This is a genomic window from Enterobacter cloacae complex sp. P40C2 (assembly GCF_014930695.1).
In the GTDB taxonomy this organism is placed as follows: Bacteria; Pseudomonadota; Gammaproteobacteria; order Enterobacterales; family Enterobacteriaceae; genus Enterobacter; species Enterobacter pasteurii.
The window spans coordinates 259,468-273,084 of record NZ_JADBRP010000003.1 but is presented as its reverse complement, the minus strand read 5'-3'; the positions used below and the strand labels follow the sequence as shown (position 1 = coordinate 273,084).

15 protein-coding genes are annotated in these 13,617 nt (G+C 54.3%); 7 read left to right on the top strand and 8 right to left on the bottom strand.

Going from position 1 to position 13,617, the window contains the following annotated elements; all coding sequences use genetic code 11:
• The first annotated feature begins 116 nt into the window (after window positions 1-116).
• Window positions 117-1,715: an EAL domain-containing protein gene (locus IM304_RS09000; RefSeq protein ID WP_193354619.1), complete on the top strand. Its 1,599-nt coding sequence runs from the start codon at window positions 117-119 to the stop codon at window positions 1,713-1,715.
• Between the two features lie 6 nt (window positions 1,716-1,721).
• On the opposite strand, the gene yoaE is transcribed toward IM304_RS09000, so the two are convergent.
• Window positions 1,722-3,281 (bottom strand): CNNM family cation transport protein YoaE, encoded by a 1,560-nt coding sequence (gene yoaE, locus IM304_RS08995; protein WP_148418038.1) that lies wholly within the window; start codon window positions 3,279-3,281, stop codon window positions 1,722-1,724.
• 463 nt (window positions 3,282-3,744) lie between these two features.
• Between yoaE and manX the strand changes: the two genes are divergently transcribed.
• The 5 genes from manX (at window position 3,745) to mntP (ending at window position 7,896) form a co-directional block, all read left to right on the top strand.
• A complete protein-coding gene (gene manX, locus IM304_RS08990) occupies window positions 3,745-4,707 on the top strand; it encodes a PTS mannose transporter subunit IIAB (RefSeq protein ID WP_193354620.1) in 963 nt (320 codons plus the stop codon).
• Between the two features lie 46 nt (window positions 4,708-4,753).
• The gene (gene manY / locus IM304_RS08985) at window positions 4,754-5,554 is read left to right on the top strand and encodes a PTS mannose transporter subunit IIC (protein ID WP_003859914.1); all 801 of its coding nucleotides are present in this window, start codon (window positions 4,754-4,756) and stop codon (window positions 5,552-5,554) included.
• Between the two features lie 12 nt (window positions 5,555-5,566).
• Entirely contained in the window at window positions 5,567-6,418 is an 852-nt protein-coding gene (locus tag IM304_RS08980) for a PTS mannose transporter subunit IID (RefSeq protein WP_006810994.1), read from the top strand.
• Window positions 6,419-6,472: 54 nt separating this feature from the next.
• Entirely contained in the window at window positions 6,473-6,931 is a 459-nt protein-coding gene (locus IM304_RS08975) for a DUF986 family protein (RefSeq protein WP_193354622.1), read from the top strand.
• Window positions 6,932-7,329: 398 nt separating this feature from the next.
• Complete coding sequence (gene mntP / locus IM304_RS08970) at window positions 7,330-7,896, top strand: manganese efflux pump MntP (protein WP_148418041.1); 567 nt, start codon at window positions 7,330-7,332, stop codon at window positions 7,894-7,896.
• Here the strand turns inward: mntP and rlmA are convergent.
• The 6 genes from rlmA to mgrB all read right to left on the bottom strand — a co-directional run bounded on the left by rlmA (window position 7,893) and on the right by mgrB (window position 12,254).
• Complete coding sequence (rlmA, locus tag IM304_RS08965; RefSeq protein WP_193354624.1) at window positions 7,893-8,708, bottom strand: 23S rRNA (guanine(745)-N(1))-methyltransferase; 816 nt, start codon at window positions 8,706-8,708, stop codon at window positions 7,893-7,895. The genes mntP and rlmA overlap by 4 nt on opposite strands.
• A 40-nt stretch (window positions 8,709-8,748) precedes the next feature.
• Window positions 8,749-10,494, bottom strand: a complete 1,746-nt coding sequence (gene ftsI / locus IM304_RS08960; RefSeq protein WP_193354625.1) for a peptidoglycan glycosyltransferase FtsI — start codon at window positions 10,492-10,494, stop codon at window positions 8,749-8,751.
• A gap of 216 nt (window positions 10,495-10,710) precedes the next feature.
• Window positions 10,711-10,920 carry a transcription antiterminator/RNA stability regulator CspE gene (cspE, locus tag IM304_RS08955; RefSeq protein WP_001062678.1) on the bottom strand — a complete coding sequence of 70 codons (210 nt, stop codon included), beginning with the start codon at window positions 10,918-10,920 and terminating at the stop codon, window positions 10,711-10,713.
• A gap of 12 nt (window positions 10,921-10,932) precedes the next feature.
• Window positions 10,933-11,076, bottom strand: a complete 144-nt coding sequence (locus tag IM304_RS08950; protein ID WP_193354627.1) for a DUF2627 domain-containing protein — start codon at window positions 11,074-11,076, stop codon at window positions 10,933-10,935.
• Window positions 11,077-11,747: 671 nt separating this feature from the next.
• Window positions 11,748-12,035, bottom strand: coding sequence for a YebO family protein (locus IM304_RS08945; protein ID WP_193354629.1), 288 nt, complete (start codon window positions 12,033-12,035; stop codon window positions 11,748-11,750).
• Window positions 12,036-12,110: 75 nt separating this feature from the next.
• The gene (gene mgrB / locus IM304_RS08940; protein WP_148418046.1) at window positions 12,111-12,254 is read right to left on the bottom strand and encodes a PhoP/PhoQ regulator MgrB; all 144 of its coding nucleotides are present in this window, start codon (window positions 12,252-12,254) and stop codon (window positions 12,111-12,113) included.
• Between the two features lie 160 nt (window positions 12,255-12,414).
• On the opposite strand from mgrB, the gene IM304_RS08935 reads away from it, so the two are divergent.
• Window positions 12,415-12,654, top strand: a complete 240-nt coding sequence (locus IM304_RS08935) for a YobH family protein (RefSeq protein ID WP_148418047.1) — start codon at window positions 12,415-12,417, stop codon at window positions 12,652-12,654.
• 63 nt (window positions 12,655-12,717) lie between these two features.
• On the opposite strand, the gene kdgR is transcribed toward IM304_RS08935, so the two are convergent.
• Window positions 12,718-13,509: a DNA-binding transcriptional regulator KdgR gene (gene kdgR, locus IM304_RS08930; protein WP_148418048.1), complete on the bottom strand. Its 792-nt coding sequence runs from the start codon at window positions 13,507-13,509 to the stop codon at window positions 12,718-12,720.
• Window positions 13,510-13,617 lie beyond the last annotated feature (108 nt).

Here is a 13,617-nt window from a genome sequence, read left to right as displayed (position 1 = left end):
CCGTCTGCAACGGATGGGCGAATTTTCCCTTCTCGTCTCGTCGCTTCCCGTATTCCCCACTACACTGTCTCTGTTGCGTCCGGCTTTTTTGACTGGTGCTTATCAGGCGACCGTTCATGCAAAATGCACAAACGATCATTAAAGACTATCGCCGAAAGCGCGCTATCGTCTGCGTCACGGTTGCGCTCGTTACGCTCGTCCTGACCCTGGGCGTGCGCTTTATTTCGCAGCGCAACATAAATCAGGATCGGATCCTCGACTTTACCCACGGCACCGTGCGCGCGCTGGACAAGGTGCTTATGTCCCTGGAAACCCACCGTGAAACGCTCCTCTCGCTGGTTGGCGAACCCTGTTCTGAGGTGAATCTGGTCCTGCGAAAGCAGGCTGCGATTCTGCAAACCGTACGCTCGATCGCCCTCATAAAAGACGGAACGCTGTATTGCTCAAGCGTGTTTGGCATTCGTAACGTTCCCGTCAGCGAATTTCAGCCGATACTGCCGTCCAGTGAACCAAAGCTGCTGTTACTGACCGACCGGTGGCTGTTAAAAGGCAGCCCGGTGCTTATCCAGTGGTCCCCCGTGGCGGGCCAGGGCACGGACGGGGTAATGGAGGTGGTGAATATCGATCTTATTACCAAAATGATCCTCGAGCCGCAGCGGCCGCTTATTACCGACGTTGTCCTCAAGGTAGGCGATAATTTTCTCCGCTACGGGCAGCAGGTTTCGGATACCCTGGCCCTGGATGAAAACGCGGCCCGGCTGGAACAGCCCTCGCAGCGTTATCCGTTCAGCGTTACCGTGAGCGGGCCAGGCCCCGGCGAGATGGCGTTAAAAAATCTGCCAACCCAGCTGCCGCTGGCGCTGATGCTCAGCTTGCTGATGGGCTATATCGCGTGGCTTGCTACGGCGCGGCGCATGAGCTTTACCTGGGAAATCAACATGGGGATCGCCGCCCGGGAGTTTGACCTCTTTTGCCAGCCGCTGGTCAATGCCCGCACCGGGGAGTGCGTCGGCGTTGAGATCCTCCTGCGCTGGAATAACCCGCGCCAGGGGTCGATCTCTCCCGACGTGTTTATACCCCTGGCCGAAGAACATAATCTGATTGTGCCGCTTACCCGCTACGTCATCAGCGAAACGGTGCGTCAGATTGGCTATTTTCCCGCCTCACGGGATTTTCATATTGGCATCAACGTGGCAGCCAGCCATTTTCGCCGCGCCGCGCTGATCCGGGATCTCAACCGGATCTGGTTTAACGCCAGCCCGGTTCAACAGCTGATTATTGAGTTAACCGAACGCGATGCGCTGCTCGACGTGGATTACCGCATCGTGCGCGAGCTGCACCGTAAAGGGGTGAAGCTTGCGATTGATGATTTTGGTACCGGCAACAGTTCCCTTTCCTGGCTCGAAAAGCTTCATCCGGACGTGCTGAAAATCGATAAGTCCTTCACCGCCGCGATCGGCACCGACGCCGTAAACTCAACGGTAACGGATATTATTATTGCCCTGGGCCAGCGGCTGAACATTGAACTGGTTGCGGAAGGGGTTGAAACCGGGGAGCAGTCGCGCTATTTGCGCCGTCACGGCGTGCATATTCTGCAGGGATTTTTGTATGCGCGGCCTATGCCGCTGCGGGAGTTTCCGAAATGGCTGGCGGAGAGTTCCCCTCCGCCAGCGCATCACAACGGACACATCGTGCCCTTAATGCCGTTACGCTAGATGGCGTTACTCTTCTTCGTCGTGGGCTGACTGCTCTTTAACAATACGCACCATATCCACGCGATAGTCGTTGGCCTCAACGATGGTAATTTGCAGCGGCGGCAGTTCAAGCACGTCACCGACGCGCGGGATCTGTCCGTTAACCGCAATCACCAGTCCCGCCACGGTAGCGATGTCTTCGTCATCATTCACCACGTTTTCCACGCCCAGCGTGTGCGACAGCGCGTGCAGGTCGGTGGTCCCTTTTACCAGCCAGCCGTCGCCGTCGGCAACGATTTCCGGCGTTTCATCCGCATCGGGGAATTCCCCGGCGATGGCTTCCAGCACGTCCAGCGGCGTCACCAGACCCTGTACCACACCAAATTCGTTGGTGACGATAACAAAGCTTCCGCGCGCGCGGCGCAACACGCCCAGCAGGTTAATCGGATCCAGCGTCTCCGGCACCACAATAGCGGGCGACGCGGCGGCGACAGCTTCGACGTTGATGCCCTCTTCCAGCGCCACCAGCATCTCCTTCGCGCGCACCACACCGATGATTTCATCCAGCTCGCCCCGGCAAACCGGGAACAGGCTGTGCGGTGAGGAGAGCAGCTGCTGACGAATTTCATCGACGCTCAGGTTGGCATCGACCCAGCTGATTTCACCGCGCGGCGTCATGATGCCGCGCAGGGAGCGGGAGGCCAGGGAGAGCACGCCGTTAATCATGTAACGTTCTTCTTCCACGAACGCCCCTTCCGGAACCGGCACCGGGTTACGGTTTTCGGAATCAGACTGCACGTTCACCTGTCGGCGACCGCCCATCAGACGCAGGATCGCATCTGCGGTACGGGCGCGCAGCGGCTGATTCGACTGCTGCTTAATAAAGTTACGGCGTGCAATCTGGTTAAACAGCTCGATCAGGATCGAGAAGCCAATCGCGGCGTACAGGTAGCCTTTCGGAATATGGAAGCCAAAGCCTTCCGCCACCAGGCTCAGACCAATCATCAGCAGGAAGCTCAGACACAGCACCACTACCGTCGGATGCTGGTTGACGAAGCGCGTCAGCGGCTTCGAGGCCAGCAGCATTACCGCCATCGCAATCACAACGGCCGCCATCATCACCGGCAGATGGTTCACCATGCCCACCGCCGTAATCACCGCATCCAGCGAGAAGACCGCATCAAGCACCACAATCTGAAGCACGACCACCCAGAAGCTGGCGTAGCCTTTCCCGTGCCCACCGTCGTGCTGCCGGTTCTCCAGCCGTTCATGTAGCTCTGTTGTGGCTTTGAACAGCAGGAAAAGCCCCCCCACCAGCATGATCAAATCGCGTCCGGAGAAGGTGAAATCCATAACGGTGAACAGGGGCTTCGTCAGGGTGACCATCCACGAGATCACGGACAGTAAGCCCAGTCGCATGATCAGCGCCAGCGAGAGGCCGATCAGACGCGCTTTATCACGCTGTTTCGGCGGCAGCTTGTCCGCGAGGATGGCGATAAATACCAGGTTGTCGATACCGAGAACGATCTCCAGCACGACCAGCGTAAGCAAGCCGACCCAGATTGACGGGTCCATTAAGAATTCCATGAGACGCTCCTGCTAAAGAAATGACAAAGCGGTGCCCCGGTACGGTTGGGCAGATCACAGGGAATGAGCGATGGTGCGTGGCGAAGATCGCCGTTGAAGAAGGCGCGGGATGGCCTGATAGATGACTGACGTCGGTGACGGTCCATATAGTGGGCTGTAGCCCTATACTCCTGAATAATTAAACGGAGGCTAAACATATCAGAGACAAGTGGTTTTTAGCAAAGATTTACGTTCCTTTGCAATCTTCTGTAACACGCGCGGTTTATCTTACAGAAAAATCTGTAAGGCGTAGCTAAATTACGGATCTTCATCACATAAATTATTTTTTCACTATCTAAAATAATTCGCGGAAGTCTTAGTTTTTTAGAACTCTAACCCTTATCTGAATCGATTCGGTTCGCCAATACGATTCTCAATACGCCTGCCTGGCAGACGTATCAATGATAATAAAAGGAGGTAGCAAGTGACCATTGCTATTGTCATAGGCACACATGGTTGGGCTGCGGAGCAGTTACTCAAAACGGCAGAGATGCTGTTGGGCGAGCAGGAAAACGTCGGCTGGATCGATTTCGTTCCCGGTGAAAACGCCGAGACGCTGATTGAAAAGTACACTGCTCAGCTGGAGAAACTGGATACCAGCAAAGGCGTGCTGTTTCTCGTGGATACATGGGGCGGCAGCCCGTTCAACGCTGCCAGCCGCATTGTCGTCGATAAAGAGCATCATGAAGTCGTCGCCGGGGTGAATATCCCGATGCTGGTGGAAACCTTCATGGCGCGCGACGACAACCCAGGCTTCGATGAACTGGTGGCGCTGGCGGTGGAAACCGGCCGCGAAGGCGTGAAGGCGCTGAAGGCCCAGCCGGTTGAAAAACCCGCCCCTGCTCCCGCGGCACCGAAAGCGGCAGCCCCGGCGAAGCCAATGGGCCCGAACGATTATATGGTTATCGGCCTCGCGCGTATCGATGACCGTCTGATCCACGGGCAGGTGGCGACGCGCTGGACCAAAGAGACCAACGTACAGCGTATTATCGTGGTCAGCGACGAAGTGGCCGCCGACACCGTCCGTAAAACCCTTCTTACCCAGGTTGCACCGCCGGGCGTCACCGCGCACGTTGTGGATGTCGCCAAAATGATCCGCGTTTATAACAACCCGAAATACGCGGGCGAGCGCGTGATGCTTCTGTTCACCAACCCGACAGACGTCGAGCGCCTCGTTGAAGGCGGCGTGAAAATCACCTCCGTTAACATTGGCGGCATGGCATTCCGTCAGGGCAAAACGCAGGTCAACAACGCGATTTCAGTCGATGCGAAAGATATCGAGGCCTTCAACAAGCTGAATGCACGCGGTATCGAACTGGAAGCCCGCAAGGTTTCCACGGATCCGAAACTGAAAATGATGGATTTGATCGGCAAAGTGGGGAAATAAGCCCGGGCCGGTTTTCACATAAAGCTTATGTAATAGGAGAAGTACAATGGAGATTACCACTCTTCAGATTGTGCTGGTGTTCATCGTCGCATGTATTGCGGGTATGGAGTCCGTACTTGATGAATTTCAGTTCCACCGCCCTCTGGTGGCCTGTACGTTGATTGGCGCCGTTCTCGGGGACATGAAAACCGGTATCATCATCGGTGGTACCCTGGAAATGATCGCCCTCGGCTGGATGAACATCGGTGCGGCAGTGGCGCCGGATGCGGCGCTGGCGTCCATTATTTCAACCGTTCTGGTTATCGCCGGTCATCAGAGTATCGGTGCCGGTATCGCACTGGCCATCCCGCTGGCCGCTGCGGGCCAGGTGCTGACCATCATCGTTCGTACTATCACCGTTGCCTTCCAGCACGCGGCGGATAAGGCAGCCGAAAACGGCAACCTTACGGCGCTCTCCTGGATCCACGTTTCGTCCCTGTTCCTGCAGGCGATGCGTATCGCGATCCCTGCGGTTATCGTGGCGATCTCCGTCGGTACCAGCGAAGTTCAGGGCATGCTGAACGCTATTCCTGAAGTGGTCACCAGCGGTCTGAACATCGCCGGGGGTATGATCGTGGTGGTTGGTTATGCGATGGTCATCAACATGATGCGCGCAGGCTATCTGATGCCATTCTTCTACCTCGGCTTCGTTACCGCGGCGTTCACCAACTTCAACCTCGTTGCGCTGGGCGTGATTGGTGCAGTGATGGCGATTCTCTACATCCAGCTCAGCCCGAAATATAACCGCGTGGCGGGTGCCCCGGCGCAGGCTGCTGGTAACAACGATCTCGATAACGAACTGGACTAACAGGTGAGCGACATGGTTGATATGACTAAAACTACCACTGAGAAAAAACTCACTCCGGGTGATATTCGTGGCGTGTTCATCCGTTCTAACCTGTTCCAGGGTTCGTGGAACTTCGAACGTATGCAGGCGCTCGGCTTCTGCTTCTCCATGGTGCCGGCCATCAAGCGCCTGTATCCGGAAAACAACGAAGCACGTCGCCAGGCGATTAAGCGTCACCTGGAATTTTTCAACACCCATCCGTACGTCGCCGCGCCGGTTCTCGGCGTGACGCTGGCGATGGAAGAGCAGCGTGCGAACGGCGCAGAGATTGACGACGGTGCCATCAACGGTATCAAAGTCGGCCTGATGGGGCCGCTGGCAGGCGTGGGCGACCCCATCTTCTGGGGTACCGTGCGTCCCGTCTTTGCGGCTCTGGGGGCCGGGATCGCCATGAGCGGCAGCCTGCTTGGTCCGCTGCTGTTCTTCATCCTGTTCAACGCGGTGCGTCTGCTGACCCGTTACTACGGCGTGGCGTACGGTTATCGCAAAGGGGTGGATATCGTTAAGGATATGGGCGGCGGCTTCCTGCAAAAACTGACCGAGGGGGCGTCAATCCTCGGCCTGTTTGTGATGGGAGCACTGGTTAACAAGTGGACGCACGTGAATATCCCGCTGGTGGTATCGACCATCACCGGTCAGGATGGCCAGACGCGCGTCACCACCGTGCAGACCATTCTGGACCAGCTGATGCCGGGCCTGGTGCCGCTGCTGTTAACCTTCGCCTGTATGTGGCTGCTGCGTAAGAAAGTAAACCCGCTGTGGATCATCGTTGGCTTCTTCGTCATCGGTATCGCGGGCTACGCCGTCGGCCTGCTGGGTCTGTAATAAACTGCGTTATCGACCGGGGGCTTGCCCCCGGTCTTTTTATCTGGAGGATGAATGACTGTCACGGACACCCTACTGGTTTTGTTTATTGTTGCCCTTCTGGCTTACGCGATCTATGACGAGTTCATTATGCCTCGCCGCCACGGCGAGACGCTGCTGACCCTTCCTCTCTTACGCCGTGGACGCATTGATGCGTTTATCTTCGCCGGCCTGGTCGTTATCCTGATTTACAATAACGTGACCAGCCATGGTGCAATATTAACCACATGGTTATTATGTGCGCTGGCCCTGATGGCGATTTACCTGTTCTGGATCCGTTCGCCAAAACTCATCTTTAAAAAACACGGATTTTTCTTCGCCAATGCGTGGATAGAATATAACCGTATTAAAGAGATGAATTTATCCGAAGACGGCGTGCTCGTCATGCAATTAGAACAGCGCCGGCTGCTTATTCGGGTCAAAAATATTGATGACCTTGAAAAGATCTACAAACTACTTCTTAAAACTCAATAACTTAATATTATAGCGCCGGCTATATAACGCGATATTCTTTCGCACTCAGTATAGCCGTTGCTATATCTTGCTTGCGTAATAACTTATATTTATTAACGATATTTTCACGCATAAACCTAAATGAAAATCGTTATCAAACAATAAGCTAAATTACGCCTTCTTCATTGTTGTTTTATATTCTCAAAATATGTTAAGGTTGCGCCCGTCGTTGGGGAGTAGCCGATTTCCTGCATGCAGGAAATGTACGTGTCAACATACTCGTTGAAAAACGTGGCGCGTACGGATCGCTTTCAGCACGTTATCGTGCCAAAAGGATCAGGCGAGACCATAGATACATCAACTGCTGTTTACTGGGGGCAGTGATGTGTCATATGGATATCCCCGGTCTGGACGCTCTGATGAATATCTCCGCTACGATCCTTCTCGCTTTTGGCATGTCCATGGACGCGTTTGCCGCCTCCATCGGTAAAGGTGCCACGCTCCATAAACCTAAATTTTCTGAAGCTCTGCGTACCGGCCTCATCTTTGGCGCTATCGAAACGCTGACGCCGCTTATCGGTTGGGGTCTGGGAATGCTCGCCAGCCAGTTCGTGCTGGAGTGGAACCACTGGATTGCCTTCGTGCTGCTGGTCTTCCTCGGTGGTCGCATGGTGATTGAAGGTGCTCGCGGTAACGGCGACGACGAGGAAGCGCCGCTGCAACGCCACGGCTTCTGGCTCCTGGTCACCACAGCGATTGCCACCAGCCTGGACGCGATGGCCGTCGGCGTCGGTCTGGCCTTCCTTCAGGTCAATATTATCGCCACCGCGCTGGCGATTGGCTGCGCGACGCTTATCATGTCGACGCTGGGAATGATGGTTGGCCGCTTTATCGGCCCGCTGTTAGGCAAGCGAGCGGAAATTCTGGGCGGTATCGTGCTGATCGGGATTGGTGCCCAAATCCTCTGGGCACACTTCGCGGGTTAAGCGTCGCGCTGCCAGCAGTGGATGCTGAAATCCGTCTGGCAGCGAAATTCTGCGCAGGTCGCTAACGTTTCCCATACCTCTGGTTTTGCCCGCCACGCGAACGGCGTCATTTGCAGCAGCGCCACGGCTTCACTTCCCTGCAGCGTCATTTCATACCCCACCGACTGCGCCTGCGTTAACGTAAAGCCCGCCAGCTGTTCAGAGTGAGGCGCATGCAGGCGTACGTCATCGTAGATTAGTCCCTTCAGCTCCATCAGATGGCGTGGCCCGGGCGTGACGGTGATAACCCACCCGCCGGGCTTAACGACGCGCGCCAGCTCCTCTGCCTTACAGGGCGCATAGATGCGCACTACGGCATCCATACTCGCATCCTCAAACGGCAGCCTGTGGCTGGAGGCCACGCAGAACGTTACGGCGCAGTAGCGTTTTGCCGCCGCGCGGATAGCCACCTTCGACACGTCCAGGCCGAACGTTTCAGCGCCCTTCTCTCGCGCCACGTCAGCAAACGCTGCGGTGTAGTAGCCTTCGCCGCAGCCGATATCCAGCACGGCGGAGGCGGTATCCGGCAGGCTTTCAGCCAGCCGGTGTGCAACGGTGTCCCTGAGCGGCTGGTAGTGCCCGGCATCAAGAAACGCCCGGCGCGCCTGCATCATCTCTGCGCTGTCTCCCGGATCCCGGGAGCGCTTGTGCTGCACCGGCAGCAGGTTCACATAGCCCTCCTTCGCCATGTCAAACTGATGGCCCTGCGGACAGGTAAAGCTTTTCTCCGAGCGCGTCAGCCGCGCGTGACAAAGGGGACAACTGAAAGACATGACAACTCCGGGGACGTAAACCAAAGGGCGAAGTGTACCGCTATTCGCCGGGGTTATAAACGGCTGGGTTGCGCATCACGATCAGATGGTCAGAATCTGCCGGCAGCCCGTCGGGCTTCACGTTTTCCAGGCGCAGGACGTTCCCCATAATTTCGCTAAACACCGGCGCGGAAACGGCTCCCCCGTAATAGGCGCCGTTTTGCGGATCGTTGATCACCACCACCAGCGCAAAGCGGGGATCGCTCGCGGGCGCAACGCCTGCGGTATACGCGACGTATTTATCCACGTACTTACCGTGCTCATCGATTTTTTTGGCCGTCCCGGTTTTTATCGCCACGCGGTAGTTACGCACCGCCGCCTTTACCCCACCGCCGCCGGGGAGCGCGACGCTTTCCATCATGTGCTCCACCTCGTGAACAATCTGTTCGGGCATCACCCGTTTGCCAATTACCGGCGGATCGATACGGGTGATCGACAGAGGACGTTCAATCCCGTAGCTGCCGATGGTGGCATACACGTGCGCCAGCTGGAGTGGCGTTACCATCAGACCATAACCGAACGCGAAGGTCGCCCGATCGAGCTGACTCCAGAATTTTCGCTGCGGCAGTAAGCCCGAACTCTCCCCGGTTAAGCCAAGCCCGGTACTCTCACCAAAACCAAAGCTTTTGTAGGTATCAAGCAGCCGCTGTACGGGCATAGCCAGAGAAAGACGGGACACGCCCGTGTCGCTGGATTTTTGCAGGATCCCGGTCATCGTCAGCTCCGGGTAGTAGCCCACATCGCGAATACGGTGACCGTCAATGGTGTAGGGATGGGTATCTATCACGCTGTCAGGCTGAACCAGCCCCTGCTGAAGCGCCGTCATCAGCACCAGGGGCTTGACGGTTGAGCCGGGTTCGAAGGTGTCGCTGATAGCGCGATTGCGAAAATCATCCAGCGTCGCTCCTTCCCTGTTGTTGGGGTTGAAGTCCGGGAAGCTCGCCATCGCCAGAATTTCACCCGTATGGATATCGATCAGCACCGACGCGCCTGACTCGGCTTTGTTCCATGCCACGGCGTTATCCAGCGCGTCCTCCGTGATGGTTTGCAGGCGTTCATCGATACTGAGCTGGATATTATGCGCCGGTACGGGCGCCACCTCGGTGAGGTTCTCCACCACGTGCCCGTAGCGATCTTTCCTCACCTGCCGCACGCCAGCCTTTCCGGTGAGCTGCGCATTAAAGCTTTTCTCAACGCCTTCAATGCCCTGACCGTCAATGTTCGTAAAGCCGAGAAGGTTAGCGGCCACGTGCCCGGCAGGATAAAACCTCCGGGATTCATCCCGAAGGTTGATACCCGGAAGGCGCAGCTTATCGATCCACTTAGCCTGGGCGGGATCGACCTGACGGGCGAGATAAATAAATCGGCCATGCGGATTACTGTTGATGCGCGACGCAAGCGTGCTCAGGGAGAGGTGCAAGGCGTTTGCCAGCGCCTGCCAGCGCGAATCAAAACCCACTCCACCTTTTTCCAGTACGGTTTTCGGATCGGCCCAGACGGCCTGGACAGGTACGCTTACCGCCAGCGGGCGTCCTTCACGGTCGACGATCATTCCCCGCGGGGCATCGATTGGCACTTCGCGCAGGGAGCGCATATCTTCCTGCTTCACCAGATTGTCCGGTTTGACGATCTGTAACCACGCCACCCTGCCCAGCAGAAAGGCCAGACTGCAAAAGATAGCGAGACACAGAAGAGCAAAACGCGCCGGCGTAAAATTTCCGGTGGCCGTTATAGTATTTTTTTTCACCTTAACCCCAGGGCTGTTAAACAACCCACTGATTTAACGGGAAAAGAGGACGATAAGGCGGGAAAACAATGCTAATAACCTCGCAGCTTTGCAACAAGTTACTAACAGGGAAGGATTACGTAATAATTTGAGAAATAAACGCATAAAAAAGCCCCGCATCGGCGAGGCTTATGTCTGAGATCGAAGCGCCAGGCGCTTCAGTCAGCAGTGATTCGATCAGATAGCAGTTACGTTAACCGCAGCTGGGCCTTTCTGGCCGTCCTGAATTTCGAACTCAACGTTCTGGCCTTCAGCCAGAGTTTTGAAGCCGTTACCCTGGATTGCAGAGAAGTGTACGAACACGTCTTTGCTGCCGTCAGCAGGAGTAATGAAGCCAAAACCTTTAGACTCGTTGAACCACTTAACTTGACCTTTAATCTTTGCCATTTGCAAAATTCCTTAGAGTGTTTTCTTAGCCCGCAGGCATAACTGAGATAAAACTGAGACATTACTGCATGAGGCACTAATATAAGGTTCGGCAGAGAAGCGGTATTCATCGACAACGTGTTTACTCAGGACTTCTTTACTGAAAATGCCACACATAAACAGAACTGTACCTCGTTTGACCCAAACCGTGTTATCACATACAACGTTTAATATGGCAAGCCATTTTTAAACGTGTCTCGATCCGCCGCACAAACTCTGGCGTTACTTCGCCACACTCCGCACAGTTATGCGTATTGCAAAGTAAAGCACCAGCCGTTTTACCTGCCCTCGGGGTGCACTGACGCGCCCTGTAATCAAAGACTTTTTAAACATAGCTCAACTATTTCAGGTCGTCCATATTCCGCCAAACATTTCTTTAAAAGAATGACTGAGTTAGAACATTTTGTGAAAAGTTATGCTGAAATCTTTGCAATGCACCAAAACTGTGACACGCAATATTCAATGTTAAATACCTTTCACTAACTGTATTAAAATTCACCATTTAACAGTCGTTGTTATGCACCAAAATAATGAAATTTTTATGAACGTGCCTCAAAAGAAGGCAAGCAAAACGTTTCGATTAAAATAAAACACTTCTAGAAATTTAAAGTACATTCTTTATTCAACGAAACGGCACCCGTTATATGCGGATAATTCTTCGCCATTTTTCAGCGCACTGAATCAATAGTTAAGTGCTGCTTAATATTAGGAGGGGATTTTACGGGGGTTTGTTGTTCAGGGAGGAAATTTACGCCGTACGCTCGGGCTACCTCCCCGTTCGGGGCAGACTATCGTTCGGCCACCAGACGAATGAAGTCATCATCTTCTTTTTGCTGAACCGCGGCTTCCTTCGGCACGTCTTTCGCCTCCGGTTCGTTGGCTTCACACAAACGACGCAGCAGCGCATTCTGGCGCTTCTGCTGATCGAGTAACGCTTCCAGCAGCTCAATCTGCTCGTTTGTACGGGAACTGGCACGGTTAACGTAGAACCACAATACCAGCCCAACAACCAGCACAACCAAAGCCATCACCAGGGATGCAATGCTCAGCAGCCCCGCATTCAGTAACTCACCCATCTTACCACCTCAGTAAAAAAAGCCATCTTACCACTGCCGCAGGGGAAGGAAATCACCCAGCGAAAAAATGACGATCTACCAGGGGATAAACTGATTAATTGAACAAATGCCGCTAAAGAACTGTACATCCTGATCGCACATCACGTTGATAGTCTGCGTCCACAGCACTACGCATGCCACCAACACTATAATCAGAATTACCCAGCGTATTTTTTTCACTCCACACTCCGTTTTATCACCTGATGTAGCCAGGTTATCACGGCTATCTTAAACAGGGGCTAACTGTACCCGCAACAGACCCTTTTAGGAATCGTGCACTTGTTTCACTGCGTAAACCCGGTACGCTTACCCTATGACAACAAAGAAAAAAGAGGCATTAATGCGTTTAATTATTCGTACGGTTATTGTACTGGCCATCGTGTGGATTGGCCTTCTGTTAAGTGGGTATGGCGTATTAATGGGGAGCAAAGAAAATGCCGCGGGCCTGGGTATCCAGTGCAAGTATCTGACCGCGCAGGGCGTGAGCACGGCCCAGTACATTCATTCAGACAGCGGAATTATCGGGCTGACCAACTGCCCGGTGCTGCGTAAAACGTCTGTAGTGGTTGATAACGGCTAAGCCCGGTTAAATGCAGTTTACAAAAACGCCGCATTTCTGCGGCGTTTTTAATGGGTGCAAGGATCAGAACGGGTAGTCGTTATAGCCCATCTGCTCTGAAATTTTGCGCGCGGCGGTGTGCAGAATCGCTACGTACTCATGGAGACGCTCTTCAGAGAATCGCAGCGTAGGGAACGAAATGCTCAGGCCCGCAATCACAACCCCGAAGCGGTCAAACACCGGCACGCCGATGCAGCGCAGCCCCTCTTCCTGCTCTTCGTTATCTTCACCGTAACCCTGTTCACGGACCTTATCCAGCACGGCCAGCAGTTCATCGGTACTGGTGATGGTGCGGTCAGTGCTGCGTTTGTATTCCACGCCGTCGAGGATCTGCTTCACCTCTTCGCGATCGCGCCAGGCCAGCAGCACTTTACCAATTGCGGTACTGTACAGCGGGTTGCGGCGACCGATACGGGAGTACATGCGCAGGTTGTACATGGAGTCAATTTTGTGGATGTAAACGATGCTGTCTTCATCCAGCGCGCCGAGGTGAATCGTCTCTTTCGTCAGGCGCGAAAGCTCGCGCATCTGAATGTCCGCGCTGCGGATCAGATCCACGTTTTGCAGCGCGCGGGCGCCCAGCTCAAACAGCTTCAGCGTCAGAGAATATTTTTCTGATTCACCTTCCTGTGCGACATAACCCAATGATTTCATTGTCTGCAAAAAGCGATAAACGGTGCTTTTCGACATCATCACACGCTGCGATAACTCTGTAATACCAATTTCACGCTCTTCTCCGAGCGCCTGCAAGATGCCAAACACCTTCAGCACGGAAGAAACAGAATCTGGCTGCTTATCCAAATCTGCGATTGCCATTTATCACCTCATGGAGAGTGTTTTATAAAAATCAGAACCGGTTTTTATTATAAATTCGTGCGGTGCGTGCTGCAATCAATCTGGGTTTACTTCGTTACAAATCTGCGA